The 20,700-nt window shown below is 56.7% G+C and carries 25 protein-coding genes; 15 read left to right on the top strand and 10 right to left on the bottom strand.

The features are described from left to right. Window positions 1-74 precede the first annotated feature (74 nt). Window positions 75-1,895 carry a hypothetical protein gene (locus tag JKL48_RS06945; protein WP_201980442.1) on the bottom strand — a complete coding sequence of 607 codons (1,821 nt, stop codon included), beginning with the start codon at window positions 1,893-1,895 and terminating at the stop codon, window positions 75-77. A 635-nt stretch (window positions 1,896-2,530) separates the two neighbouring features. Beyond that, the gene (locus JKL48_RS06940) at window positions 2,531-3,859 is read right to left on the bottom strand and encodes a hypothetical protein (RefSeq protein WP_201980439.1); all 1,329 of its coding nucleotides are present in this window, start codon (window positions 3,857-3,859) and stop codon (window positions 2,531-2,533) included. Between the two features lie 195 nt (window positions 3,860-4,054). On the opposite strand from JKL48_RS06940, the gene JKL48_RS06935 reads away from it, so the two are divergent. Continuing rightward, on the top strand, window positions 4,055-4,489 hold the full coding sequence (locus tag JKL48_RS06935; protein WP_201980435.1) for a DUF4231 domain-containing protein: 435 nt from the start codon (window positions 4,055-4,057) through the stop codon (window positions 4,487-4,489). Window positions 4,490-4,501: 12 nt separating this feature from the next. Here the strand turns inward: JKL48_RS06935 and JKL48_RS06930 are convergent, their stop codons facing one another. From JKL48_RS06930 to JKL48_RS06895, 8 genes are all read right to left on the bottom strand, one after another. Then, window positions 4,502-6,886 (bottom strand): GAP1-N1 domain-containing protein, encoded by a 2,385-nt coding sequence (locus tag JKL48_RS06930; protein WP_201980432.1) that lies wholly within the window; start codon window positions 6,884-6,886, stop codon window positions 4,502-4,504. Continuing rightward, window positions 6,862-7,743 (bottom strand): TRAFAC clade GTPase domain-containing protein, encoded by an 882-nt coding sequence (locus JKL48_RS06925; protein WP_201980429.1) that lies wholly within the window; start codon window positions 7,741-7,743, stop codon window positions 6,862-6,864. The genes JKL48_RS06930 and JKL48_RS06925 overlap by 25 nt, the downstream gene beginning before the upstream one ends. 3 nt (window positions 7,744-7,746) lie before the next feature. Beyond that, window positions 7,747-8,850, bottom strand: coding sequence for a TRAFAC clade GTPase domain-containing protein (locus JKL48_RS06920; RefSeq protein WP_201980428.1), 1,104 nt, complete (start codon window positions 8,848-8,850; stop codon window positions 7,747-7,749). Window positions 8,851-8,864: 14 nt separating this feature from the next. Next, window positions 8,865-9,968 carry a GTPase-associated system all-helical protein GASH gene (locus JKL48_RS06915; RefSeq protein ID WP_201980427.1) on the bottom strand — a complete coding sequence of 368 codons (1,104 nt, stop codon included), beginning with the start codon at window positions 9,966-9,968 and terminating at the stop codon, window positions 8,865-8,867. A gap of 19 nt (window positions 9,969-9,987) precedes the next feature. Then, a complete protein-coding gene (locus JKL48_RS06910) occupies window positions 9,988-11,145 on the bottom strand; it encodes a 5'-methylthioadenosine/S-adenosylhomocysteine nucleosidase family protein (RefSeq protein WP_201980426.1) in 1,158 nt (385 codons plus the stop codon). 78 nt (window positions 11,146-11,223) lie between these two features. Continuing rightward, on the bottom strand, window positions 11,224-11,493 hold the full coding sequence (locus tag JKL48_RS06905) for a hypothetical protein (protein WP_201980425.1): 270 nt from the start codon (window positions 11,491-11,493) through the stop codon (window positions 11,224-11,226). A 10-nt stretch (window positions 11,494-11,503) separates the two neighbouring features. Continuing rightward, a complete protein-coding gene (locus JKL48_RS06900) occupies window positions 11,504-12,007 on the bottom strand; it encodes an SLATT domain-containing protein (RefSeq protein WP_201980424.1) in 504 nt (167 codons plus the stop codon). Next, a complete protein-coding gene (locus JKL48_RS06895) occupies window positions 12,007-12,507 on the bottom strand; it encodes a hypothetical protein (RefSeq protein WP_201980413.1) in 501 nt (166 codons plus the stop codon). The genes JKL48_RS06900 and JKL48_RS06895 overlap by 1 nt, the downstream gene beginning before the upstream one ends. Window positions 12,508-12,665: 158 nt before the next feature. Between JKL48_RS06895 and JKL48_RS06890 the strand changes: the two genes are divergently transcribed. The 14 genes from JKL48_RS06890 to JKL48_RS06825 all read left to right on the top strand — a co-directional run bounded on the left by JKL48_RS06890 (window position 12,666) and on the right by JKL48_RS06825 (window position 20,692). After that, window positions 12,666-12,935 (top strand): hypothetical protein, encoded by a 270-nt coding sequence (locus JKL48_RS06890; RefSeq protein ID WP_201980410.1) that lies wholly within the window; start codon window positions 12,666-12,668, stop codon window positions 12,933-12,935. Between the two features lie 4 nt (window positions 12,936-12,939). Next, window positions 12,940-13,314 (top strand): hypothetical protein, encoded by a 375-nt coding sequence (locus JKL48_RS06885; protein WP_201980407.1) that lies wholly within the window; start codon window positions 12,940-12,942, stop codon window positions 13,312-13,314. A gap of 35 nt (window positions 13,315-13,349) precedes the next feature. After that, the gene (locus tag JKL48_RS06880; protein ID WP_201980404.1) at window positions 13,350-13,643 is read left to right on the top strand and encodes a hypothetical protein; all 294 of its coding nucleotides are present in this window, start codon (window positions 13,350-13,352) and stop codon (window positions 13,641-13,643) included. After that, complete coding sequence (locus tag JKL48_RS06875) at window positions 13,640-13,858, top strand: hypothetical protein (protein ID WP_201980401.1); 219 nt, start codon at window positions 13,640-13,642, stop codon at window positions 13,856-13,858. The genes JKL48_RS06880 and JKL48_RS06875 overlap by 4 nt, the downstream gene beginning before the upstream one ends. Before the next feature lies 1 nt (window position 13,859). Then, the gene (locus JKL48_RS06870; RefSeq protein ID WP_201980398.1) at window positions 13,860-14,171 is read left to right on the top strand and encodes a hypothetical protein; all 312 of its coding nucleotides are present in this window, start codon (window positions 13,860-13,862) and stop codon (window positions 14,169-14,171) included. A gap of 12 nt (window positions 14,172-14,183) precedes the next feature. After that, complete coding sequence (locus JKL48_RS06865) at window positions 14,184-14,528, top strand: helix-turn-helix domain-containing protein (protein WP_201980395.1); 345 nt, start codon at window positions 14,184-14,186, stop codon at window positions 14,526-14,528. A gap of 41 nt (window positions 14,529-14,569) precedes the next feature. Beyond that, entirely contained in the window at window positions 14,570-14,899 is a 330-nt protein-coding gene (locus JKL48_RS06860) for a hypothetical protein (protein WP_201980391.1), read from the top strand. A 268-nt stretch (window positions 14,900-15,167) separates the two neighbouring features. Then, window positions 15,168-16,547, top strand: coding sequence for a hypothetical protein (locus tag JKL48_RS06855; protein WP_201980389.1), 1,380 nt, complete (start codon window positions 15,168-15,170; stop codon window positions 16,545-16,547). A 29-nt stretch (window positions 16,548-16,576) separates the two neighbouring features. Beyond that, the gene (locus tag JKL48_RS06850) at window positions 16,577-16,855 is read left to right on the top strand and encodes a hypothetical protein (RefSeq protein ID WP_201980388.1); all 279 of its coding nucleotides are present in this window, start codon (window positions 16,577-16,579) and stop codon (window positions 16,853-16,855) included. Then, the gene (locus JKL48_RS06845) at window positions 16,852-17,229 is read left to right on the top strand and encodes a hypothetical protein (protein WP_201980387.1); all 378 of its coding nucleotides are present in this window, start codon (window positions 16,852-16,854) and stop codon (window positions 17,227-17,229) included. Before JKL48_RS06850 ends, JKL48_RS06845 begins: the two co-directional genes overlap by 4 nt. Window positions 17,230-17,324: 95 nt before the next feature. Then, window positions 17,325-17,873, top strand: a complete 549-nt coding sequence (locus tag JKL48_RS06840) for a hypothetical protein (RefSeq protein WP_201980386.1) — start codon at window positions 17,325-17,327, stop codon at window positions 17,871-17,873. 66 nt (window positions 17,874-17,939) lie between these two features. Continuing rightward, window positions 17,940-18,611, top strand: coding sequence for a hypothetical protein (locus tag JKL48_RS06835; protein WP_201980385.1), 672 nt, complete (start codon window positions 17,940-17,942; stop codon window positions 18,609-18,611). A 51-nt stretch (window positions 18,612-18,662) separates the two neighbouring features. Continuing rightward, window positions 18,663-20,171: a hypothetical protein gene (locus tag JKL48_RS06830; RefSeq protein WP_201980384.1), complete on the top strand. Its 1,509-nt coding sequence runs from the start codon at window positions 18,663-18,665 to the stop codon at window positions 20,169-20,171. After that, window positions 20,168-20,692, top strand: coding sequence for a hypothetical protein (locus tag JKL48_RS06825; protein WP_201980381.1), 525 nt, complete (start codon window positions 20,168-20,170; stop codon window positions 20,690-20,692). Before JKL48_RS06830 ends, JKL48_RS06825 begins: the two co-directional genes overlap by 4 nt. Window positions 20,693-20,700 lie beyond the last annotated feature (8 nt).

Here is a 20,700-nt window from a genome sequence, read left to right as displayed (position 1 = left end):
CCAGACGCCGTATCACACTCACCAACAACTCCTTCAACTTAACGCCCTAAACTGTCCAGCGTAAATGGACCACCTCACTGATACACCTTGCCGCCCCGGCCCCAATCTACGCCCGTTGGCTTGGAGTCGCCAAAACCCAACGGGTCGGCCTTTTCTTTCGGCGTAGGCAGCGCGGCCGGGGCTTGCGAGTACGGCGTAACGAGCCGCCCACCTTTCGCCCGCAAAGCATCAATCACGGCGCGCTGTTCTTTCGTGGGAATGCGCGGATTCCACTTGCCCCCGGTGGCCCGCTGCAACTGCCCGTCGGTGTACTGGTCGGCCGGCAAAATCACGTTGTACCGTTTCTCACTGGTGCCGCTATCGTAGGTCGGGCCGCCGTTGTTGTTGGTGCCAATGGCTTGCAGCTTGCCCCCTACCCCGTCGTAAGCGGTTTTCTCCTTATCCACCACCGCGCCCCGGTACTCGGTGCGTAGTTCTGCCTTGCGGGCCTGTTCGGGCGTGAGGCTTGCAATGGTGGAAAGAAGGTCCTGGTACGCTTCGGCGGGTGTGGTGTAGGGCGTTGACCGCCCCAGCCGCTTGCCGTTCACGTACAGGGCATAATCCCGGCTCGTGAGCTGCATCTGAATCTTGCCGTTGGGCGCGGCTTTCGGCAAGTGGGTGGGCTTGCCGTCCTGGCCTACAATTTCGGCGCGGGCGTTGTCCACCGTCACGGGCACAAACGGCGTTTTCTGGCTGCCAAAGGACTGCCCAACGACGGGGTAATGATTCGCTACCAACGTAGCCGGGCCGGGCTTCGCGCCGAACGTGCGGGCCACCGCGCCGGGTTGTTGGCCGGGTTGTTCGTAGTGGCTGAGCTGAAAGCCCACGGCAGGCGTTACCGTCACCTCGTTCGGGTTGGGCTTGGCAGCGGCGCGGGGTTGTGGGGGCCGTGGGTTGTTGGCTTCCTCGTGGCTCTGCGAGTAGGCAATGGCCGGCCCGAACATCATCGATAGGTGCCCATTGCGGCTAATCTTCGGGAGGCTGGGCAAGCCGGGGTCAGTCAATCGGGCGGCCTCTCGTTCTTCGCGCTGCTTGTTGTAAGCGGCTTCGCGGGCATCGGCCAATACCTTAACCGGCCCCTGGTCGAGCAAGGCCGCGCCGCCCCCGTCAAGGTTGAGCCGGGGCGTTCCGTCGGCGTTAAATACAGGCTTGCCGTGCTCCATGTACAGCAGTTGGCCCCGTACCTGGTCGGCGTAGTGCTGCCCGCCCACGGTGCCCGCTTCGGCCACCTTTTGGGTAATGGTGGGCACCACGTCATGTAACACTTTCGCCACTACGGCCGGCTCGTTGTAGGTTGTGGGGTCGTTGTCGAGGGCCGCCGCCGTGGCTTCGGGGTCGTGGGCCGTGGCCAGTACCCGCTTGCCATCGGGACTGATAAGCGAGTGACCTAGTGCCGTGGTGTAGTTAGTGAGGTTGCGGGTCGGGTCGTGGGCCACCTGCGCCGTGCGCTCGTCCCAATACCGCTGTTTTTCGGTGCCGTGAATCCGTAGGGCCTCAATTTCCCGCTTGTACTGCGCGGCTTGGCGGGAGGCTTCCATGCCGTCAATCTTGCCCGCCATCCGTTGCCGTTCGATGCCCGTCAGCACGTCGTAAGCCCCGGCCGTGTGCTCATCGAATGACGGTTGAAACAAGCGGCCGGTTTCCGTCTTGTATTTCAAATCTTCCTGGTGGGCTTTACCTATTTGCTCAGCTTGCTTCTGGCGGGCCGTGGCTTGCTGCTGCGCGGCGTGTTCGCGGGTGCGCTGGCCCGAAGCAAGTAGCGTGAGGGCGTCTGGCCCACGGGTGCCGAGCACGTAGGCCGCGCCGGTTAGGCCGCCGTTGGGGACTAGGTTTTCTCCGTTGATTTCTGGGGGCATTGAACAGGGGCTAAGTGGATAGTTGCCTTTTCACAAGATAACCAACACGGGGCGCTTTTGCCCTATTTGCCAACCATGCGCTGAACCTGTGCGATTCGACCTGCCGGGGTAGCTGCAAACGGCCAACGCTTGGGGGAATGTAAAAGCTGCGAACGCGGTAGGGTGCTTTCGTGGGCCGCTGCCCACCCGTCCGAAGTGTCCAACTGTCCAAGTGTCCAACTTTTCGGACAGGGCACTTTTCGGACACCTTAAAAATAAAAAAACGGGCCGGCGCCTCGAAAGGCATCCGACCCGTTCACCTGGGCAAGCTGGCAACTAAATCCCTGATAAGCGAAGATACAAAGGAACGAGGGAAGGGCGGGGCCTCACATGGGTTGTTGTGTTGCTTCTCGTTCCCATCATGCCGCAGTTCATACTGCCAGCAAGCAAAAGACCCGCTAACTAACTGATGAACAGTTGATTAGCGGGTCTTAGTGTAGTCCGTAGGGGAAGAAAAAGGTGACTTTGCTTTCCGCGTATTTCCGCTAAAATGCCGCCTGCGCGGCCCTATGCGGCTTAGCTGGGGCGGGCATCGGAAAGGGGAGGAGGCCGAATGCGCCAAAACTGACACGGAAACTGACACGGAATTAGCGGGGCTAGGCGGCGCGCCTGCGGGCCGATTTGCGCATGTATTCTTCCAGAAGCCGAATCTCGTCGATGCCCACGTAGTGGTTGAAGGCTTCCTCGGTCTGATGGCCGGTGGACTGCATGACGAGCCGGGCCGGCACGCCCTGGTAGAGCTTCAGGGTAACGAAGGTTTTGCGGCCAATCTTGGTGGTGAGCTTGAGCCGGGTGAGGCCGGCGAGCTGCTGCACCACGCGCAGGAACTCGTTGGCCCGGTAGCAGTCGGGCACGAGCAGGTCCAGGGGCGAGCGGTGCTCGTAGCGGCTGGCCAGCGCCACGGGCTTGAACAGGTCGTCGTCGTAGAAGGGGATGTAGACAGTGGCCTCGTTCTTGGCCGTGTTGTCGAGCACAATCATCTGGCCGTGCACGTGCTGCCAGGCCAGGCGGTTGGCGTCGGAGATGCGCAGGCCGGTGTAGCAGCACTCCAGAAACTTGTCGCGGGCCAGCTCGACGTGCTCCATCCAGCGGTCGGCGCTCCAGTCCTCGCGGCGGTTGCTCTGCTCGCGCACCTGGCCGCGCAGGGCCAGCAGCTGCTCGCGGGTGGCGGGGTCGCGGAAGTCCAGGCCGGCCACGCGGCGCAGCTCGTCTTCGGTGAGGGCGTCGACGCGGCCGCGCTTGCGCGGGGCCACAAACTTGCGGTAGTGCCGGTGTACGTGCAAATCCAGTTCCTCCTCGCACCAGGTGAGAAAGGACTTGAGCCGGTCGATGTGCTTGCCGAAGGTATTGACGCTCTGGCCCAGTTCCTCGGTGACGTAGGTGCGAAAGTCCTGGTAGAAGCTCATGTCCATCGCCTCGAGCCGGAGTACCGTGCCCCGCGCCTGGGCGTACTGGCGCAGGCGGGCGCCGGTGGCGACCAGGCCCGCCACCGCTACTTTGGAAAGCGGGCGGCCTGACCCCGCCCGAGCCCGGCGGCTGTGCACGGGTATCCACTGCTGAAACAGGCCGTCAAAGTCGGTGGGGCCGGCATCAGCCTTAGCCGGGGCTTCGGCCGGAGTCAGGGCCAGCGCGGCCGTGATGGCGGCGCGCAGCTCCGTTTCCGGCAGCAGGCGGCTTTGCTTGAGGGCCTGCTCCTGGGCCTCGCCGGCGGCGGTGCGGGCCGCGCTCAGGCGCGGGTTGATGCTGCTGTGCTGGGTGCCGGGACGCACCTGCACCAGCTGAAGCTGGTCGTCCCAGTGCTCAGGCAGGACTGAGCAGCCAGTAGATACCCGAATGCGCTTGCCCTCCCAACTCACCGTCATTTGAATCGGGGCGAAGCCGGCTTTGTTGAGGTCGCCCATCTTAAGTTGAAGGGAGATTTTCATAGGGTAGATGAGCGCAAATGCAGGCGGCCCCAGTAGGCAGTGAGCTGGATGTAAACCAAACCTTTTTTACTGGCCCGCACGGTAAGGAGCTGGCGGTATGCTTTCATTAGCGGGCAAAGAAAGCATACATTTGACCAGGCGTATAACTCACGTTTAGCAGCGAGGTTAGCTGTGTATAACTCGCAGTATATCAGTATGGATGCAAAAGTGTTTGTAGAAGAGCAGATTCAAGAGTTCAAGCGAAAGGCTTCTCACAACAAGAATGAATCACTTAGCCTCATCGCGTTTTCTATAGCCTGCGCTCTTGCGGCTCCGCTTTTTATTTCACTAGGTGAGGGCAAGCTGCTCGAAAAAGTCATCCCGTCCATTCTGTCAGTGTTGTCGGCCGGATGCACATCTTGGTTACAGCTTCGGAAACCGCAGAAACTGTGGAGCATGTACAGGAATACCCAGCGACTTCTAGAGAATGAACTTGTGAGGTACTCGTTCAAAATGGGCGACTATCAAACGCATACAAGTCCGCAAGGCTTATTGGCTGAAAGGGCTTCCACTATAACTTTTGCCGTGCATGAGGAATGGTCTAAGCTGGTTCCGAACGCAGATTCTATATCTTCAAAAGCGATAAGTTGACCTGTTGCAAAATTATTTACGCTTCTTCTTGCCTTTTTTAATTCTCTGGAACTCGAATTCTATTATTTTTTCATAACCAGGGTTCTTGTATTTCTTGTTTTCCTTAATAAAGCGCAAGACTCTGGTAAAGAGTACTCTTCCACTTTCAAGCTTTAAAGCATATTTTGTAATGTCCTCAAATGTGATTTTATCTGTAATTGCTCTACACAATACTTCGCTGGGCCATTGGAGCAGAATGCACGACTGTATAATTTTTTGCCGGAGTTGACCGCATTTGTCCCAATCGTCTGATTGAGGCTTTTCTTCGGAAAAGAATTTTATAATGATTTTAGGGATTTCATAGAAGCTAAAGCTTTCTATAGGCTTTTCAAATCCTGGATTGAGGAATAACCAACTATCATAATCCAATTGGTCTTGCTTAAGAATATTGTAAATAGGCTGAAATAATATAATTGTGATTTCTTTTGCAGCCGGATGTAAATTATTGAGGCCTTTTGCCAGCCAGATGGCCATGGCTTTATTGCGCATAGAACTTGCTCGTAGTTTTACTAGTCGGGTAAGCAACGGATTTACATCCTCTTTACTCAAACTATCAGCATTAAAGTTCTTTGCTACAAGTATTTGTAGCATTAGCTCAGTATTCCGTTCTGTATAGTGCTGATTTGACACGAGCCACTCTAGGTATTCGCTTGGATATGCCCACACTAGATTTTCCCACTTCTGGGGCAGCGTCGCATTAGGTTTATGTATCAACCAGTCTAGAGCAGCGAAGAGTATAAGATAGTTGAGCTCAGACGATAGGTTTTCTATCCACCTATCGTTGTGTGCATTAATCATGGCCGCCACTACCCTGCCGACATGAAAGAAATCTCCGCTGTTCTTTGTAAATACTTTTAGCCCAATGAGTTGACTAGGGATTGGGCCCTGCCAAAAGATTGGTTGTTCAAGTACGTGAGGTTGAGTAGTAACAATTTGCCTTATCAAGGCATCTGTTACCCATCGAACATCTGCCCATAATTCAATGGGTAAGTTGCTTAGAAGTTTAAGCTTTTGAGCATCAGTGGCTTCACTTAGCTCTTCAAGTAGTGTAATAAGCTGCTTCTTGTCGATTTTGCCTTCTGACCATAACCTGATTATTAGTTGAGGCTGAGCAATGACAACCTCAGTTAGCAAAGAATGTGATACCCATTCGATATCAATCCACGCCTCAACTGGTAAACCATTTAGCAATTGTAACTTTTGGGCTTCACTCAGTCTGCTTGAATCTAATTTCTCGAGGAGTCTAGTGATTTTATCTGAACTGATTTTATCCTCTGACCATAGTTGTATAATTAGCTCCGAAAGGTCCCATTCCTGTGTAGGAATTAAATCTGCATTGGGAGATGTAAGAAATGCTTCTACAAACGCATATTTGCCATCTGGTGTATAGTCAATTAATCTGTTGATTAAATCACGCTTAAGTCTTTTGGCTTCGCTAGCAGAGCTAAAATTCTGCTTAAGAAATAATAGAATGCTTTCGAATGTGATACTGGGTTCTGGCTTGTTATCGAGTATGCCATAGGCTAAACACAAAGGAGCAAACTTGCTGCGTTTGCCAATGATGTCGGAGCCATAATGATACATGAAGGATTGCAGGCGCTGCGGCTCTATGCCCTCATACACCTTGAACCAATTCGTTACCTTATTCTTGGCAGATAGGTCTGCCACAGCAATATTGTCTGTCTGTTGCCGGGAGAGGCGACTACCATAAGAATCAGGAACAACCTGAAAGTCTAATGGCTTGCTGTCCAGTTCTCTGATAGACAGTGAGCCAGTGCAGAATGAAAAGCTGCGGCGCAGCCTTGGCCACTGTTGGCTCCAAATGCTGAGAATGTCGTCCTCGTATTCTGCAGCACTCTCAGCTGGGACTACAATCGCCTCCTTTGTTTTGCTGTATAAGTGATACGCAATGGCATAGAAGCTTGGCCTAACGCCATATAATGAGGCAGAAATAAATTTGTAAATATCAGTGAACTCATCGACTGGAATGGCTGATAAGTATGGAGTTGTTTGGCCAATTAATGGCCTCACGAATAAGTTATTGAGTTCTGATAAGTTACTTATTCTGGTTAACAATGGAAGCGCAAGTAGCAAGGTTTGCGTCCACACACAGCCAGGGCGGGGCATCTCAGGAGCGTACCAGGTTCTGGCGAGGGCATAATAGCGCTTCCCAGGAAGTGGGTAGCCAGTTAGATAAGAATCAAAGTTTCGGTTGCCTGTCTGTCCGGAAAGGTCACTTAGAAGCAATAAGGCTTTCTTCTCGACTGGTGTCAGGTCGCACGAGGACGCCAACAGCGTATGTCCGTCAGCATACCCGTGCAACGTTTGGTGTATTACTGGGTTGACGGACTCTGCCATGTGTTAAGGAGCCATTGAATAGGGGCACTGATGTCATTGCTGTGCTCAGTGCCTACTTGAACCTTGATACGCTCAGCGGCATCGTCTAGGTGCTGCAGCTTGGTGCGCTCCTCTGTGTTTGCGAAATCACCGCCTTGAGCACTTACGCCATAAACGTTGGTCTGTAACTTTTCCTGGTTGGCAATCAAAAATTGTGACAGCAAAGGTAAGTTTCTTTCTAGCCAACGTTCCGGCGTAATCCCAGTTCCTCCTGACAACAGCTTTTCCCAAGCCGATATGACAATGGCAACGGGCATCGGTTTTCGGTGGAAGTGTTCCAAGTGGAATTGTAGCAATTCCACCAATACTACTTGAGTTGGTGCTTTTCTTGGTGACCAAGGCTCTAGTTTGCTAATATAATCTTCTTCTTCACCTTCAGTTAGCGCGTATATATCATGCAAAAAAACAGGGGTTCTGACATCTTGAGAATGAATAAAAAGAATCAAACCATCAGCTTGTTCTATCTCACTCATATAAAGTTTTGTCCAGCTTCGCGATTCCCATTGTTGATTGAACGTCTCTCCTGCTATATCTGGCACATCGAGAATTAATTTTTCTTCGGTTTCAATATGTTGTAGGAATAATTTTATATTTCTATAAGTTTTGGCGTTTGCAGGGGTGCGAGTTGGTAGGGCGCAACCCAACCAATCAAAGTAAATTTTAGTTAAATACTCATCATTCTCAGAGTAATCGTATTGAATTAATTTTTTATTTGGTGTATCTACCTCAATGTAATGTCGCAGCGCAGCTAAAAATGAAGTCTTACCTGTTGATGGTAAGCCAAGTAAAACTATTTTAGGAGTTTGTAAACTAGCCATTGGTTATTTAGAAAATAAGCGCGAAAACTCTCTTGAGTTAGTAGTTGTAGACGTATAATAAACAAGATTTTCCTTATCAATTTTTGTATTGCGCGTGCACAAATCAAGGAAAACATCCAGATTATGAGTCTGATGGCTTAGGCTGTCTCGTTTAGGCCTTGCAACTGTAGTAATAATGTCAGCAATTATATCTGGAAAAAGCTTCTTGAGCTGAGCCGTGAAAAAAAGTTCTACGGCCTGTTGCGCAGAATTTTTAATAACCCGGTCAAATTTGTTTATTAAGATAATCAGTTGGTTGTCTTTAGTAAGTAGATTAGCTTTTATCGCTCTTTTGAGGAATATGATAACGTCTTGTTTAGTAGTATCACGGGTTTTAACGTTGCTTAGGGCCTCTCCATCTACTATATAGAAGATATGGTCAGCCTTCTTTAAAATAGTTAGCTCATCCATCTCAGCTTGTGTATCACGAGCGAGGTTAAACCTCTCTCCTGATACATCAGTAAATAGAAGGTGTTGGGCTTTGTGGGCAAGTAATTTATCTCGAATTGACAGATGTAAGTAGAGGAATTCTGCTGACTTAGTTCTTTCGGTATCTGGGTCAATTTTACCAGATGCTTCCCGGGCAAGGTAGCTGATTAACTCAAATCCAACCTGCGTATAGGAGCCGGCGAATATGAAATTCCCTAGTGCCCTCTTTTGAAAAGACTCGAACACAGCTGAAACCAGTGTGGTTTTGCCGCAGTCGGGTCCTCCAATGATAAGAATTAGTTTGGCCGGGAAGGCATAGGTAATGGTTTCAATGCTTGACCCCAGCAGTGCTTCGCCAGATGCGAAGTAAATAGAATCAGCGACTGGGGTCGATTTGTCTTCATCATCACCAGGGCTGCCCCCTTTCAAATCATCGATGTCGTGGGCATTGAGCAAGGCGGATTCTTCATCTCCGTCTTCCACGTCATCTTCTAGGTCTTCGTCTTCCAAATCATGCTCATTGCTCAAGAATGGGCATTTGTTTGCTGGGGTAAAGTTTTTTACGCATACTCCCGTGGTGCTGAATGTACAGAGGGGTTGCTCACAGGTGTAGTCGCTATAATCTCCCAGGGTGGCCATTACACAAAGACGGTTTAAGAGGTTCTATGGACGATAGACATCAGCATGCATTCTTTGTAGAACTGCATTGCAAAGTTCAACAAAGTTGTTTCGTGCTCGAGCGGGAAACTTGCTTTCAGGGGGAATGCTTGCTCCCAACCCGGCTCCTGTGAGCAGTGGAGCGCGTACAGTAGAGGGGTGATGCTTTCGCCAGACGAAATAAGCGAAAGCTTGGTGGTTTCAGTGACCCACTCAGTATAGGGCGACTTTTCTTTGAAGGCACGCACTATTTCTGCCAACGTGATAGTATCGTCAGAAGTACCGACAGTTTGCAGCATCTTATGGAGTATGCCGCGTGCATCAGGGAGCCCAGGGGCGATGGCTGTTAGCACGGCCAAATCTTTCGCGCCAATGAAGGGCAGCCTTGTTGCACCTATCTCCGTGAAAGATGCAGGGACTTCTCGGCTGTGTTCCCTGAGAATCCAGGATAGAATGTTGGTTTCTTCTGAATTAGAAGCTACTCTCTTTTCAAGGTCAGTGAGGTAAGTGACAATTGAGCTGATAAACTTGTGCTGGCTTTTGACATCGGTGAACAGGCTGTTTAAGTGTTCTTGAACCTTTTCATTTATCGTGGCACCAGCCACAAGAGTAGCCTTGGACGAAGTGGTCTTCGGCTGGCTCATGCCATTTGCGGAAGGCAAGTCTCTGCTTGTTGAGCATTTTTGCAGCCACAGAGCCTCAATTTGGACCAGTAGTTCAAGAATTGGTAATTCAGCTCTATTCGTTGCAAAATTCGCAGTTAGCAGCGCCAGCATCAGCGTATCAGACAGGGTCGAACGAGACTCTATCTTCTGGGCTAGTAGGCTGCCAGCCAGCACGCGAACCAACTGCGAGTTGTTTTTTAATGGAAAGTTATCATCATCTTTAAAAAATTCCTTCATCAGGTCGTTAAACTCCGGTCCATCTTCATCGCTGAACCCAGAAAAAAGCTTGATTAAGCCAATCCAATAGGGTAAATGAGTCTTACCCAGTAGCTTGCTTATGGTGCCCTGACGTAGCTCAAGCTGGGCAGACGGAATCTCTTTTTTGGCTACTGCTTCAATCCAGCGGGGGAGTTGGTCTTTTGCTGTCGTGGTCATGAGACGAAGGGGGTGAGAATTACTTGAAAGGATTGGGGTCGTTCTTTTCGTCGAAGAGGGCGGACCAGAGCTGGCCGAAAAGCTTTTGTTCCTTCGCTCTGACTAGTATCTGAGTCGAAACTTCTTCACTGTTGCCGTTTTCAACTTCTTCTGGGTCGACTAGGCCTAATAGGGTGCCAATATGAAATCGGCTGCTTACTGTCAGACTAAGGAATGCACGAATCAACTTTCGGTTTGCTTCCATATCGTTGTCAGTTAAGCCCAGAATTTTAGGAATAACAACTTCATCCGGTGATATTTCCTGTACAATATCAGTTGCTTGGATTTCTTGTTTTTTAGGTGGCTCAAGCAGTGCGTTGATTTTTAATGATTTGAATACGTAGCTGTGATTGAGAATGAATTCGCATAGTGATGCAGCAGCACCTGCGGCAATTTGTTGGTTTTGGGTCTTGTGTTTGCCTTTGTCACCATCGGCAAAATCGCAGATGCCCTTAACAACAATCCACTCTTTGGCTTTCGTAAGGGCTGCATTGGCCACTCCTACTCCTTCCATTTCTCCACCTATGGCTTCGGAATATTGTTCAAATAGTTTGTTACGATACTTTTCGTTGTCGATGAGTACCTCGCCGGATAATACGTCGCCAATTCGCACTACCGATGAAACAGAGTCAGCTATAGAGTAGCTCCAACCATCATGGTAGGCGCTAAATCTATCAAGCAGTGTCGGACTGCAGTGGTGCTTATCCCCTCGGTCTTCTGTTTTGCCTGTTTTGGTTATTTTCTTGTGCTGATATTGTTGAATGTGTCTTGCGACCAACACATCTCCAATGTTTTGGCTCTCCTTGTCCTTCCCAAAAGCAATGCCCAACATGATGATGACTTTGGGGCTCCAGTCAGTAATGGCTTGCTGAATCGTCATCAACGAGCCGCCAACAGCTACGCTGCCCATCTTGGACTCCACATGGCACACCTTGTATTTCCCGAAAACTCCAACGTTATAGGTTAAATTTTCACTACTGCCTTTTAGAACAGCTCGTTCCTCAGGCAATGGTTTAAGCAAATTGTGCAATGCTTTAGACTCAATTGGTGTAACGGTGACCAACAAAATGTTAATCTCCTTCTTGAGTTTCTTAAGCGCTTGTACTGAAGTCTCTTTGTAGGTAGAAATTTGTGCCATGTGTGCAGAAAGGGTGTTTTGGTCACTTAGTTAGGTCGGTTATACCCCCACCCAAGAGGCTTCAGTTTCATTCGCTGCTCAGCGATTCGGGTCAGCCAAGTCGTCCAGCGTGACGTAGCATGCATAATCCTCCAGCCGCTCCGAATCGGTAGTGAACGCCTGCACCTGCAGAATCTCCAGGCTATCGGGATTCAGATACACCTCGCAGAAGAAGCCGCCATCCATGTGGTAGAGGCTCACCCCGTCCTCTTCCTCCCAGCGCCGGGCGATGAATGTTCCCTCCGCCCACACCAGCGGCACTTGCTGAATGTGGGGTAAGGCGCAGAAGGTAGAGTAGGAGGTAGGCATGGTAAAAACGCTACAATGATGGATGTTTACCTGGCTCTGCTGATTCCAAAGCGGCTACAGCATTGCGATAAATAGACTTAGGATTGTTAACCGACTCGATGGCAAGGTCCTCCAGGCGCTTTTGCAGGCTACCAATGATGGCTGGAGTGATGTTGGTGGGGACGGCAAGCAAATACTCTAGTTCACGTCCAATTACCCCATACTTAGCTCCCGCCAGTCGGTGCTTTTCAGCCAAAGTAGAGAAGCCTAAAAGTGTTTGAAGGCCGGTTAGCACAGCAGCAAGTACACTAGCTAAGCCTACAGCAATTTGTGCCCATGTTTCTAAACGCTCGGCTTTTATAGACGCAAAGACTGTGGTACCAACAATGGTTGAGAGAACGACAGCGGGAACGCCAAGCCATAGGTTTCGGCTAGAATAGTACCGCGAGGAGGAATAATGTGCATATTGGGTTGCACTTACTCTATCATACCATTTCTGTATGACAGATTCCACGGGGGCTTTTGTTGGTTCCATCAGTTCGGCCGGTTATACCCCCCGCGCAGGAGGCTGATGGTTTCATCCTTGGCCGCAATGAGCGCATCCTTGCTCTCCAGCAGGGCCGCTTGCGCTGCCACCTGCTGCCGTAGCTGCTCATTCTCGGCTCGCACGCCGGCTAGGTCGCGCTTGTGCTGCTCCAGCTCCAATTGGCATGCCTCGAGGGTATTTGGAATGTAAAAATTGTCACCCTGGACTGTACCGACCGCTTGGCCACCACCTTGCACCATCACGTTGGTGGTGGTGATGCTTCGCGCCTCTGGGTATTTGTTGAGAAGTGTGTCCCAGGCTTCCGGAGTCGCTGACTGAGCACCATTACTTACCCGATTTATGAAGTCGGCCTTTCTCCCGAGTGCAAGGCTTATTGCTCTATCTGAGGTAATTCCGTGCGCTTTCATGACCTGTCTAGCTGTAGACAGGAATTTTTCATCGAGTTCAGTCTTAGGACCACGGGCCCTTTCATTCTTGGTAGAAGGCATGTAAAATTATGTCGCTGAATATCTATTATTTGTAGATATTTTGTGGCATAGTGTAGCATAAAATGCGACACATGTACTCTGTATATGCGTATGTTTGTCATGGCACGACAACGCACCTGCAATAAAGGAGGTGGCGGGCGAATCGTGTCAAACACGCGATGCATCCTCCGCTTAGCACCGACCGGCAGAAGTATTATCAGCTCATGGCGCTGGTGTGCGAAGACCTGCCCCTGACCGCCATTGACACGCTGGTGCGCAACGACCACAAGGCCACGGCCGCGCAGCTCACGGCCGTGCGCCAGGCCCGCAAGGTTCACCTGCCCTGGCTGATTGACCTAGTGAAGGCCGGCCTGCCCGACTACGTCATTCCGCTCGACCTGCTGCCGGCCAAAGTGTTGGGCACCCTCTTCGCGCCCGCTACCACCTGAGCCGATGGAAGCGCCCGCCCCCTACCACACGGCCCCGAAAGGCCCGCGCGACCTCTCGGCGCCGCTGGCCGCCTGGCTGCGCGCCCAGGGCTTTACGGCCGTGGAGCAGGCGCGCCCCACCACCGCCACCGTGGCCGCCCACTGGCTCGGCCCCCAGGGCGAGCGGTTCCAGCTCGACTACACCTGGCTCAGCGGCCCCGTGCCCAGCGCCACCTGCTGGCTGCGCGTGCACTACCCCGGCCAGCCCCAGCCCGAAACCCTGTTCACCGGCCAGCAGGTGCGCCGCCTGCGCGAGGCCCGCCAGCTGCTGCTTGGCTGCGTGCGCTACGCCAATGCCCGCACCCTCGCGCGGCTGGTGCCGGCCCCCGCTCACTTATAAAATCTATCCTTTCACCAACCTCCATTCTCAGTTCCATGCACCTCAACACCGACCCCGCCGCGCCGCCGCGTAAGCCCTGCATCCGCGATTTGGCCATCCTCACTGCCACGCTGCTGCCTCCGGCGCTGGTGCAGCTCGCGCCCCTGAAGCAGCTGCGCCGACGGGTGCGCGAAATCAACGCCACCCACCCGCACTTTCAGGAAGAAACGCCCCTGGTGCTGGCCTGGGAGCAGCAGCGCCGCGAGCGCCTGCGCGGGGAGCTGCACGTGGCCGGCCGGCCGCATGCCAGTGCAGAGTCATCCCTTCACGCCCAGCCTGTGCGCGCATGACCCGCTCCGAACACCTGCAATGGGCCAAAGGCCGCGCCCTCGAGTACCTCGACGCCGGCAATCTCACCGACGCCTGGGCCAGCTTCGTGAGCGACCTCGGGAAGCATCCCGAAACGGCCGGCAACATCACGATTGAACTCGGCATGCTGGAAATGATGATGGGCCGTCTGCGCACGCCCGACGAGTTGCGCCACCACATCGAAGGCACGCACTAAGATGGACGCCGCACCCTTCGCACCCCCCGTTTCGCTCACTGATGCCCGCACCGGCAAGCGGGTGCGCGTCGCTGAATTGCCCCAGGGGGCCGCCCTGGTGGAGCCCATCCTGGGCTACTGCTACCAGGCCGGCCACCTGACGGTGTACGTCAACGGCTCGATGCCCCTGAACCTGCGCACGGCCCACGAAGAGGGCCATACCGGGGCTGAAATGTGGCTGGTGGACCAGCTGCCCGCCGGCATCCGCGAAATCGTCGTCACCGACGACCGCCGCACCTTCCAACTGCTCTTACCCGAGCGCCAAGCTGCCTAATCTTTCCCTGCCATGAGCCCGCACGACATCGCCACCAAAGCCGACCTGACCGCCCTCTCGGAGCACCTGGAAAAGCTGCTCCAGGCCGCGCTGCCCGTCATCGCCGCCCCCGATGCTTTCTACTCCCTGGAGCAGGCGGCCGAGGTGGCCGGCGTGAGCGTGCGCACCGTGCGCAAGTGGCTCACCGAGGGCAAGTACGACGAGAAGGGCAAGCGCTTCAAGCTCTTCGCCCTGGAGTTTTCGCCGGGCTACCCGCGCATTCCGCGCTCGGCCCTGCTGGCCTACGGCCGCGGCCTGGCCTTCGACGCCAGCCAGCTGCTGCCCGAGCAGCTGCCGCCCATGCGCGTGGCTTCCTAACCCCCGCCTTTTCATCGATTCACCTTCTACTTCTTCCGCTTATGTCCGTTCTGAAAGTGTATTGCTCGGCCCCCAACCAGGGCATCGACGGCTTCTTCCTGGCCCTGGGCCGCCAGGTGCAGCTCATGCCCTTGGAATTACTGCCCAACCCCGACCCGCAGCGCCGCCAGGCCCTGGAGCTGCTGCGCGCAGAGCTGCGCGAGGAAATTACCAATGCGCAGCACGACCTCGACCGCCTGCTCTACGGCGACGTGCCGGCCGACGCGGGCCGCGAAAACGGCCTGAAAGCGGACCTGGATGCGCTCACCAGCCGCCTGCGCGGCCTGGATACCGTGCTCGGCACGCAGAAGGGAGGAGCGGATAATGCCTGAGCCCACGCCCTGGCCGGGCGGCCGCGCCCCGCCGGCGACTCCACCTTTCAGCCGCCCCGTCGTCTAACGAAGACCCGTTGGTTTTTGCCCTTATCCGGTGGAAATTCTTTGTGCCCAACGGCAATGCCGGCATCGCAGCCGGCCGGGTGCGCACAGGGCTAGCCGACTCGGTTACCCGGCGGCCGCATGGGCAGGGATGACAGCCCCTCGCCCCATGCGCCGCCACCGCTTTCCCTATCGCCCACTCACCCCTAGCACGTTCCCGAGAATGTTGCCGATTCCGTATTGCCCTTCCAAAGCCCGCGTGGCCCTGTCCGAGTTCATCGACCAGCGCAGCGCGGCCCTGCCCAAAACCCTGCGCACGCGCCGGCTCCGGGCCCGCACCCTCAAGGACGGCACCGTGGTGCCGGCCCGCACCGACGCCTACCAGGTGCGCGGCAGCATCCTCTCGGACGGGGCCGAAAAAACGGCCTGGGCCCTGATTCGGCTGGCGCTGAAGGCCGTGGCCGAGGTGCGCAGCGTGCCGCTGCTGCTCGAGGCCGCGACGGACGCGCCGCTGGCCCCGCCGCCGGTCTCGACCAACAGCGAGGCCCTGTGCCGCACCAATGTGCGGGGCAAGCGCGTGGCCGGCCGCACGGTGCGCAACCACCTGGCCGAGATGAAGCGGGCCGGCATCGTGACCCGCGTGCAGTTCCGGGGCCGGCAGCGCGACTACCAGGTGTGGATAAACCCGCAATTTCTGTGGGAAGCCGGTGAGAAACCCGCCCAAACGGCCGAAAAACCGCATTTTCAAAAAACGGCTTTTTCGGCGCTTCAGCCGCCATTAGGTACAAACTTTCCGCCTAAGGGAGTTCATGAACCTATTCAGGCTACTGAAATAGAAACCGGCCAGGTGGATAAATACCTTGCGCAACGGGGCCAAACGCCCCCAGCCAGCCAGCAGGCTACACCGTCAGGCTACACGGGGCAGCCGGGCCAACCGGCAGGGGCCGCGCAAGCGCCGAAAGAAGGCACCGGCGGCGCGAACGACATGGTTCCGGCTTCCGAAGCCAAAACCGCCCCGCAGGGGCCGGACGGGCCCAAAACGACCGTTTCCAAGCGGCAGCGCAACATGGTAGTAGAGTTCTGGTGGGCAGCCCAACGCGAGTTATATGCCCCGCAGAACCAATTATTTACCGAGCAGCAGGGACGCCTGGCGTGCAACGCCATCTACTTCGGCGTGTACGGCGGCTTCCCGGCCGACTGGCCCCTGCACCAGCAGGAACGCTACCACGAGCAGGTGCTGGAGCGTATCGGCCTGGCCGCGGCCTACTTCGCCCGAAACCCCGCCAAATACCCGCCGCTGCCCTACGCCGAGCACGTGGAAGGGGCCGGCTACTTCGACGCGCAGAACGCCAAGGGCTTTGCGGGCACGATGGCCTGGTACGCCACCCACCTGGCCCACCGCGGCCAGCGGGCCTTGGCCGATGGGCTGCGCCGGGCCCGGCGTGAGCTGCGCCAGCACGCGCTGGGCACGGCCCCCAAGCGGGCCCAGCAGAAAACCACGCTCGAACTCTACCGCTACCACGAAGCCAAGATGCGCCAGCTGGGCCCGCAGGCCCTGGAGCGCTTCTACCAGCACTTTTCCCGGCCCGTCGCGGCCGCCTGATTGCTTCCCCCTTCATCATCTCACGTCTCATGTCTACTCCGCTTACCGCCAGCTGGCAGCGCCAGCAGCCGCACACCAAGGCCATTGTCTACTTCATCTCCGGCCCCGGCCAGGCCGGCCGCACGTTCTTCGCCCGCGAGCTCTACTTCAACCGGCCGGTGAGTAACCCGCGCCAGTACGGCATCGAGGGGCTCAAGCGCATGATTGACAAGTGGGGGCCGCAACTGGTGGCCAGCGCGCTTATCATCGACCTGGAGCGCAACGAGGAGATTCACCGGTTTCTCTCGCAGAAAGGGTGGGTGGCGTGAACCTGGCCCACCTCGACCAAATCATCGAGCTGCAGTACGGGGAGCCCCGCCAGCTCTACTGGCTGATTGGCGACTTGCTGACCCGCGTGGCCCTGCGCTCCCAGCACCCGACCCCCGTGCCCGTCGACGGCCACTTGTTTCTGGCGCTGCCCGCGCTGCAGCGCTGCGCCAAGCGGCTCTACCGCCTGGCGCAGCGCGACGCCGATGCCATCGGCCCGCCCCGCCAGCGGCCGCGGCGCTTCCGGCTGAAGGCCGACGAAGTGGTGGCCATCATGCTGCACGTGCAGCCGGTGGCCACCGGGGCCTGGGTGGAACTGGGCAAGGTGCAGCAGAAGGCGCTCAACCTGGAGCGCTACATCCGTTTCAACCCATGATGCTAGGGGGCTGAGCGCCCCGCCTTGGCCCGTACTTTGAACACAGCGCCTATCGTTCTAAGTTTGAAGGTATTTCCATCTTTACGCGCACTTCCTTGAACTACATTGACATTCCGGTGCGGCCGCACGTGCTCAAGTTTCTGCACTTCTACCTCGGCGAACAGTACGTGCTGAGCGAAAACGACCAGTTCGGCGCCTACCTCTACTCGCAGCTGCGCCGCCCGCTGCAGGACGCGCGGCGCGACCACGTGCTGGAAACCTACGGCGCGAAGTGGCGCGTGCAGTTGGGCGCGCTCGACGCCAAAAAGCACGGCCTGCGGCTGACGGGCAAGGGGGCCCAGAAATTCAACGACTGGGTGGACGCCGTGCTCGACACGGAAATGATGGGCTTCGTGAGCCTGCACGTGCAATTCGGCAACAAAATCAAGTACGCCATCGAGCAGTACATGCACGAGCGCCTCATCGGCGAGGAAGACATTCAGTACGAGACGCTCTACAAGCGCTACCAGCGCGACGCCGGCGTGCGCCAGGCCACCAAAAAGCTCAAGCGCATCACCCGGCCAGGTCGCGCCGACCAGAACGTGCGGCGCGACCTGGCCCGGCGGCCACTGCCCACCCCGCCGGCCGCGCGCCCGGCGGCCTAAAAAAAGTACTCTCGCATTTGTCCGTTTTACTCTGGTATTTGTCCGGTAATTTTTACCTTTTGTCCGGTGGCCCAAACGACCCCTAACCTGCCGAGCGTCGCCGCTCAACCGCTGCTCGAGTTGAGCCAGCCGGCCCTGCCCGGGCTGGTCGGCTACACGGCCGTGTACTACCACTGGGCCGATGGCCTGGGCCCGGTGGCCGTGGCCGCGGGTCGGGTGGTCGGGGACCTGGTGTCGAGCGCCGGCTTTCAGTGGCAGGAGCTGCCGCTGACCCAGCACACGATTAAACTCACCGAGACGTCCAAAGAGTCGCGCCACGGCAGCACCTACCAGGTGAAGCTGCAGGGCGAGCGCCCGCAGGCGGTGGCCAACGTGCTGGGCAGCATCGACACGCTGGCCCGCCGGCCGCTGGTGCTGCTCGTGCGCCAGCACGACGGGCAGCTGCGCCTGGTGGGCAGTGCCGAGGAGCCGCTGCGCCTGCTGCCCACCGGCACGGGCCAGCACCCGGGCACGCGCGCCGGCCTGGACGTGCTGTTTTCGGGCCTCACGACGCGCCTGGCGCCGTTTTATACCGGTGCCTTGCGCGTGGGAGGGGCCAATGCTGCCGCAACGGTGGGCAGCACCGGTAGCGTGCGCGTACTCGATGGCCGCGGCAACGTGCGTGCGGTGGTGCCGGCCGGCTACGACGTGGTTATCGAGGGGCCATTTCGCACGGACGTGCGCGTGCAGCCGGCGTAAACGGCCGTTTTCGTCCTTTTCAGGGCCTTCGTGGGCGGGCACCTTTGCGCCATGGCAGCAAATTCTCCCGTTCCCTCCCCGGTCGCGCTTACTCCCACCGTGGAGGCCTGGCTGGCCGACGTCAACACCCGCTTTGCTGATAACACCTTCGGCAATACGACCGAGCTGGATTTTCGCGAAACCTTCGCCGGCCTGGCCCAGGTGTTTGCCGATTGGCGCCACCTGAGCACCAAGCGCCTCAAGGGCGGCACGTATCCGGTGCCCTACACCGACAACCTGGGCCAGGTGCCGCCGGACTACCGCATCCTCGGCGCCCAGGCCCAGGCCGTCAACGGCGTGGACTCGACCACCGGCGCCACCGGCGTGGTCAAGCCGCCGGTGTTCTTCGCCCTGATTCGGGATTCGCACGGCACGGTGGACGCGCTGCTCGATGCCGAGCCCGCCACCACGCTCACCGTGAAGGCCAGGTGGGCGCAAATCAGCGGCACGGCCCTGGAGCGCATTGCCTCCTTCGACGAGCTGGTGCTGGAGGATGTGGACTACGACGCCGGCGACGTGCGGCGCTACACCTTTCCGGACGGGCACACCGACCTGGTGCAGTGGAAGGCCGACAGCGTGGGCTTCAGCCATCCGGTACCGACTGGCCTCGATAGCGACCCGATTTACCGCATTTTTTCGGCCCCCTCGGCCCACGACCACGAGCAGAACAGCGACCTGGGCACGTACCAGCCGCAGTTTATTATCCGGATGGGCAGCCAGGAGCGCGGCACCGGCGCCGTGCGGACGTGCCTGGTATTCGAAGGGATGAACCGTCAGGCCGCGGCCCTGTCGTTTCGGGCCCAGGACGCCGATGGCGTGCGCCGGCCGGCGTTTGAAATCTGCCTAGCGTGGACCGGCCGCAGCTCCGATGTGTGGGTGCCGCTGGGCGGGGACAGCAGTTCGGCCGTTTCGCAGCTGCAGGCGGCCATTGATGCCCAAACCGACCGGCTCAATAACCTGGTCGCCGGCGCGCCGGAGGCGCTGGATACGCTGGCCGAGATTGCCGCGCAGCAGGCCGCCGACGAAACCGGCACGGCCGCCATGCTGGCCACCCAGCAGCAGCACACCCAGCAGATTGCCGCCAATGCCGGCTTCCTTGGCACGGTGAATGGGCTGCTCACCACGGCCAAGAACAACGTGGTGGCCGCCATTAACGAGCTGTACGGCAAAATGGGCACGGTCAAAACCATCAACGGCACCGCGCCCGACGCCGATGGCAACGTGGTGGTGGCCGCGTCCAGTGGTGGTTCTTCCATCGGCACCGGCACCGTGATTCAGTTCGACCAGGACCGCGATTACCAGGAGCTGGCCACCGGCACGTTCACGTTCGACAAGTCGGTGCTTAAGATGCACACCATCGTCACCGCCCTGTTAGGGGCCGGTTGTTCGCCCATTGCCCTGGATGACAGTTTTGAAGGCTCTGGCACCTACATCCCCGGCCAGAAACACGAGTACGTCTTTTGGATTCACCCCACGGCCGCCGCCAGCAAGGTGCAATACCTTATCAAAACCCGCGCATGAGCCGCCGCCGCCTACTTCTTTTCGGCTCGATGGGAGGCCCGACCAAAGCCGTGACGCTGGCCTTGATTAACCAGGAATACCCCGGCGACCACAGCATTTTTGTGGACCAGCTGGAAATATTGGACGTGGCCGGCAATGTCATGCCCGGCATCCTTGCCAATAGCGGATTTGAATACCCGGTGCAAGGCCAGGGGGGCATGGCATTGGCCGACCCGGCCACAAGCAACTGGACCCCAACCGGCGTGGGAAACGCCATCATCCACGACCAGTTCGGACCGTTTGGCACCTACCCGATACCGCAGCCGAATCAATGCCTGGTGCTGCAATTGGCCGGCGCCGGCGTCAGCCAAACCATTTTGCTCAGTTCCGGCACTTATTACCGAATCCGCTTTTGGATTCGCCAACGCTACGGCGGCGCCGGTTTGCAGATTGCGTTTTTTATCGACGGGGTCGAAGTGCACCGCGAATCCGGTCCCAATGCGTGGACCCAATACACCTCACTGCCCTTTCTCATTAGCTAATCTTCCCA

It is taken from the genome of Hymenobacter rubidus (assembly GCF_016734815.1).
Lineage (GTDB): Bacteria > Bacteroidota > Bacteroidia > Cytophagales > Hymenobacteraceae > Hymenobacter > Hymenobacter rubidus.
The sequence above is the reverse complement of the archived record's forward strand: the minus strand, read 5'-3'. Positions and strand labels throughout refer to the sequence as shown.

What these genes read in the sequence shown, in the direction of transcription:
- JKL48_RS06920 (WP_201980428.1), bottom strand. Translation starts at nt 8,850, where the DNA reads ATGGCCACCCTGGGAGATTATAGCGACTACACCTGTGAGCAACCCCTC.
- JKL48_RS06865 (WP_201980395.1), top strand. Translation starts at nt 14,184, where the DNA reads ATGAGCCCGCACGACATCGCCACCAAAGCCGACCTGACCGCCCTCTCG.
- JKL48_RS06905 (WP_201980425.1), bottom strand. Translation starts at nt 11,493, where the DNA reads ATGCCTACCTCCTACTCTACCTTCTGCGCCTTACCCCACATTCAGCAA.
- JKL48_RS06945 (WP_201980442.1), bottom strand. Translation starts at nt 1,895, where the DNA reads ATGCCCCCAGAAATCAACGGAGAAAACCTAGTCCCCAACGGCGGCCTA.
- JKL48_RS06910 (WP_201980426.1), bottom strand. Translation starts at nt 11,145, where the DNA reads ATGGCACAAATTTCTACCTACAAAGAGACTTCAGTACAAGCGCTTAAG.
- JKL48_RS06930 (WP_201980432.1), bottom strand. Translation starts at nt 6,886, where the DNA reads ATGGCAGAGTCCGTCAACCCAGTAATACACCAAACGTTGCACGGGTAT.
- JKL48_RS06855 (WP_201980389.1), top strand. Translation starts at nt 15,168, where the DNA reads ATGTTGCCGATTCCGTATTGCCCTTCCAAAGCCCGCGTGGCCCTGTCC.
- JKL48_RS06925 (WP_201980429.1), bottom strand. Translation starts at nt 7,743, where the DNA reads ATGGCTAGTTTACAAACTCCTAAAATAGTTTTACTTGGCTTACCATCA.
- JKL48_RS06870 (WP_201980398.1), top strand. Translation starts at nt 13,860, where the DNA reads ATGGACGCCGCACCCTTCGCACCCCCCGTTTCGCTCACTGATGCCCGC.
- JKL48_RS06935 (WP_201980435.1), top strand. Translation starts at nt 4,055, where the DNA reads ATGGATGCAAAAGTGTTTGTAGAAGAGCAGATTCAAGAGTTCAAGCGA.
- JKL48_RS06940 (WP_201980439.1), bottom strand. Translation starts at nt 3,859, where the DNA reads ATGAAAATCTCCCTTCAACTTAAGATGGGCGACCTCAACAAAGCCGGC.
- JKL48_RS06825 (WP_201980381.1), top strand. Translation starts at nt 20,168, where the DNA reads ATGAGCCGCCGCCGCCTACTTCTTTTCGGCTCGATGGGAGGCCCGACC.
- JKL48_RS06900 (WP_201980424.1), bottom strand. Translation starts at nt 12,007, where the DNA reads ATGGAACCAACAAAAGCCCCCGTGGAATCTGTCATACAGAAATGGTAT.
- JKL48_RS06885 (WP_201980407.1), top strand. Translation starts at nt 12,940, where the DNA reads ATGGAAGCGCCCGCCCCCTACCACACGGCCCCGAAAGGCCCGCGCGAC.
- JKL48_RS06880 (WP_201980404.1), top strand. Translation starts at nt 13,350, where the DNA reads ATGCACCTCAACACCGACCCCGCCGCGCCGCCGCGTAAGCCCTGCATC.
- JKL48_RS06860 (WP_201980391.1), top strand. Translation starts at nt 14,570, where the DNA reads ATGTCCGTTCTGAAAGTGTATTGCTCGGCCCCCAACCAGGGCATCGAC.
- JKL48_RS06875 (WP_201980401.1), top strand. Translation starts at nt 13,640, where the DNA reads ATGACCCGCTCCGAACACCTGCAATGGGCCAAAGGCCGCGCCCTCGAG.
- JKL48_RS06915 (WP_201980427.1), bottom strand. Translation starts at nt 9,968, where the DNA reads ATGACCACGACAGCAAAAGACCAACTCCCCCGCTGGATTGAAGCAGTA.
- JKL48_RS06890 (WP_201980410.1), top strand. Translation starts at nt 12,666, where the DNA reads ATGCATCCTCCGCTTAGCACCGACCGGCAGAAGTATTATCAGCTCATG.
- JKL48_RS06895 (WP_201980413.1), bottom strand. Translation starts at nt 12,507, where the DNA reads ATGCCTTCTACCAAGAATGAAAGGGCCCGTGGTCCTAAGACTGAACTC.
- JKL48_RS06830 (WP_201980384.1), top strand. Translation starts at nt 18,663, where the DNA reads ATGGCAGCAAATTCTCCCGTTCCCTCCCCGGTCGCGCTTACTCCCACC.
- JKL48_RS06850 (WP_201980388.1), top strand. Translation starts at nt 16,577, where the DNA reads ATGTCTACTCCGCTTACCGCCAGCTGGCAGCGCCAGCAGCCGCACACC.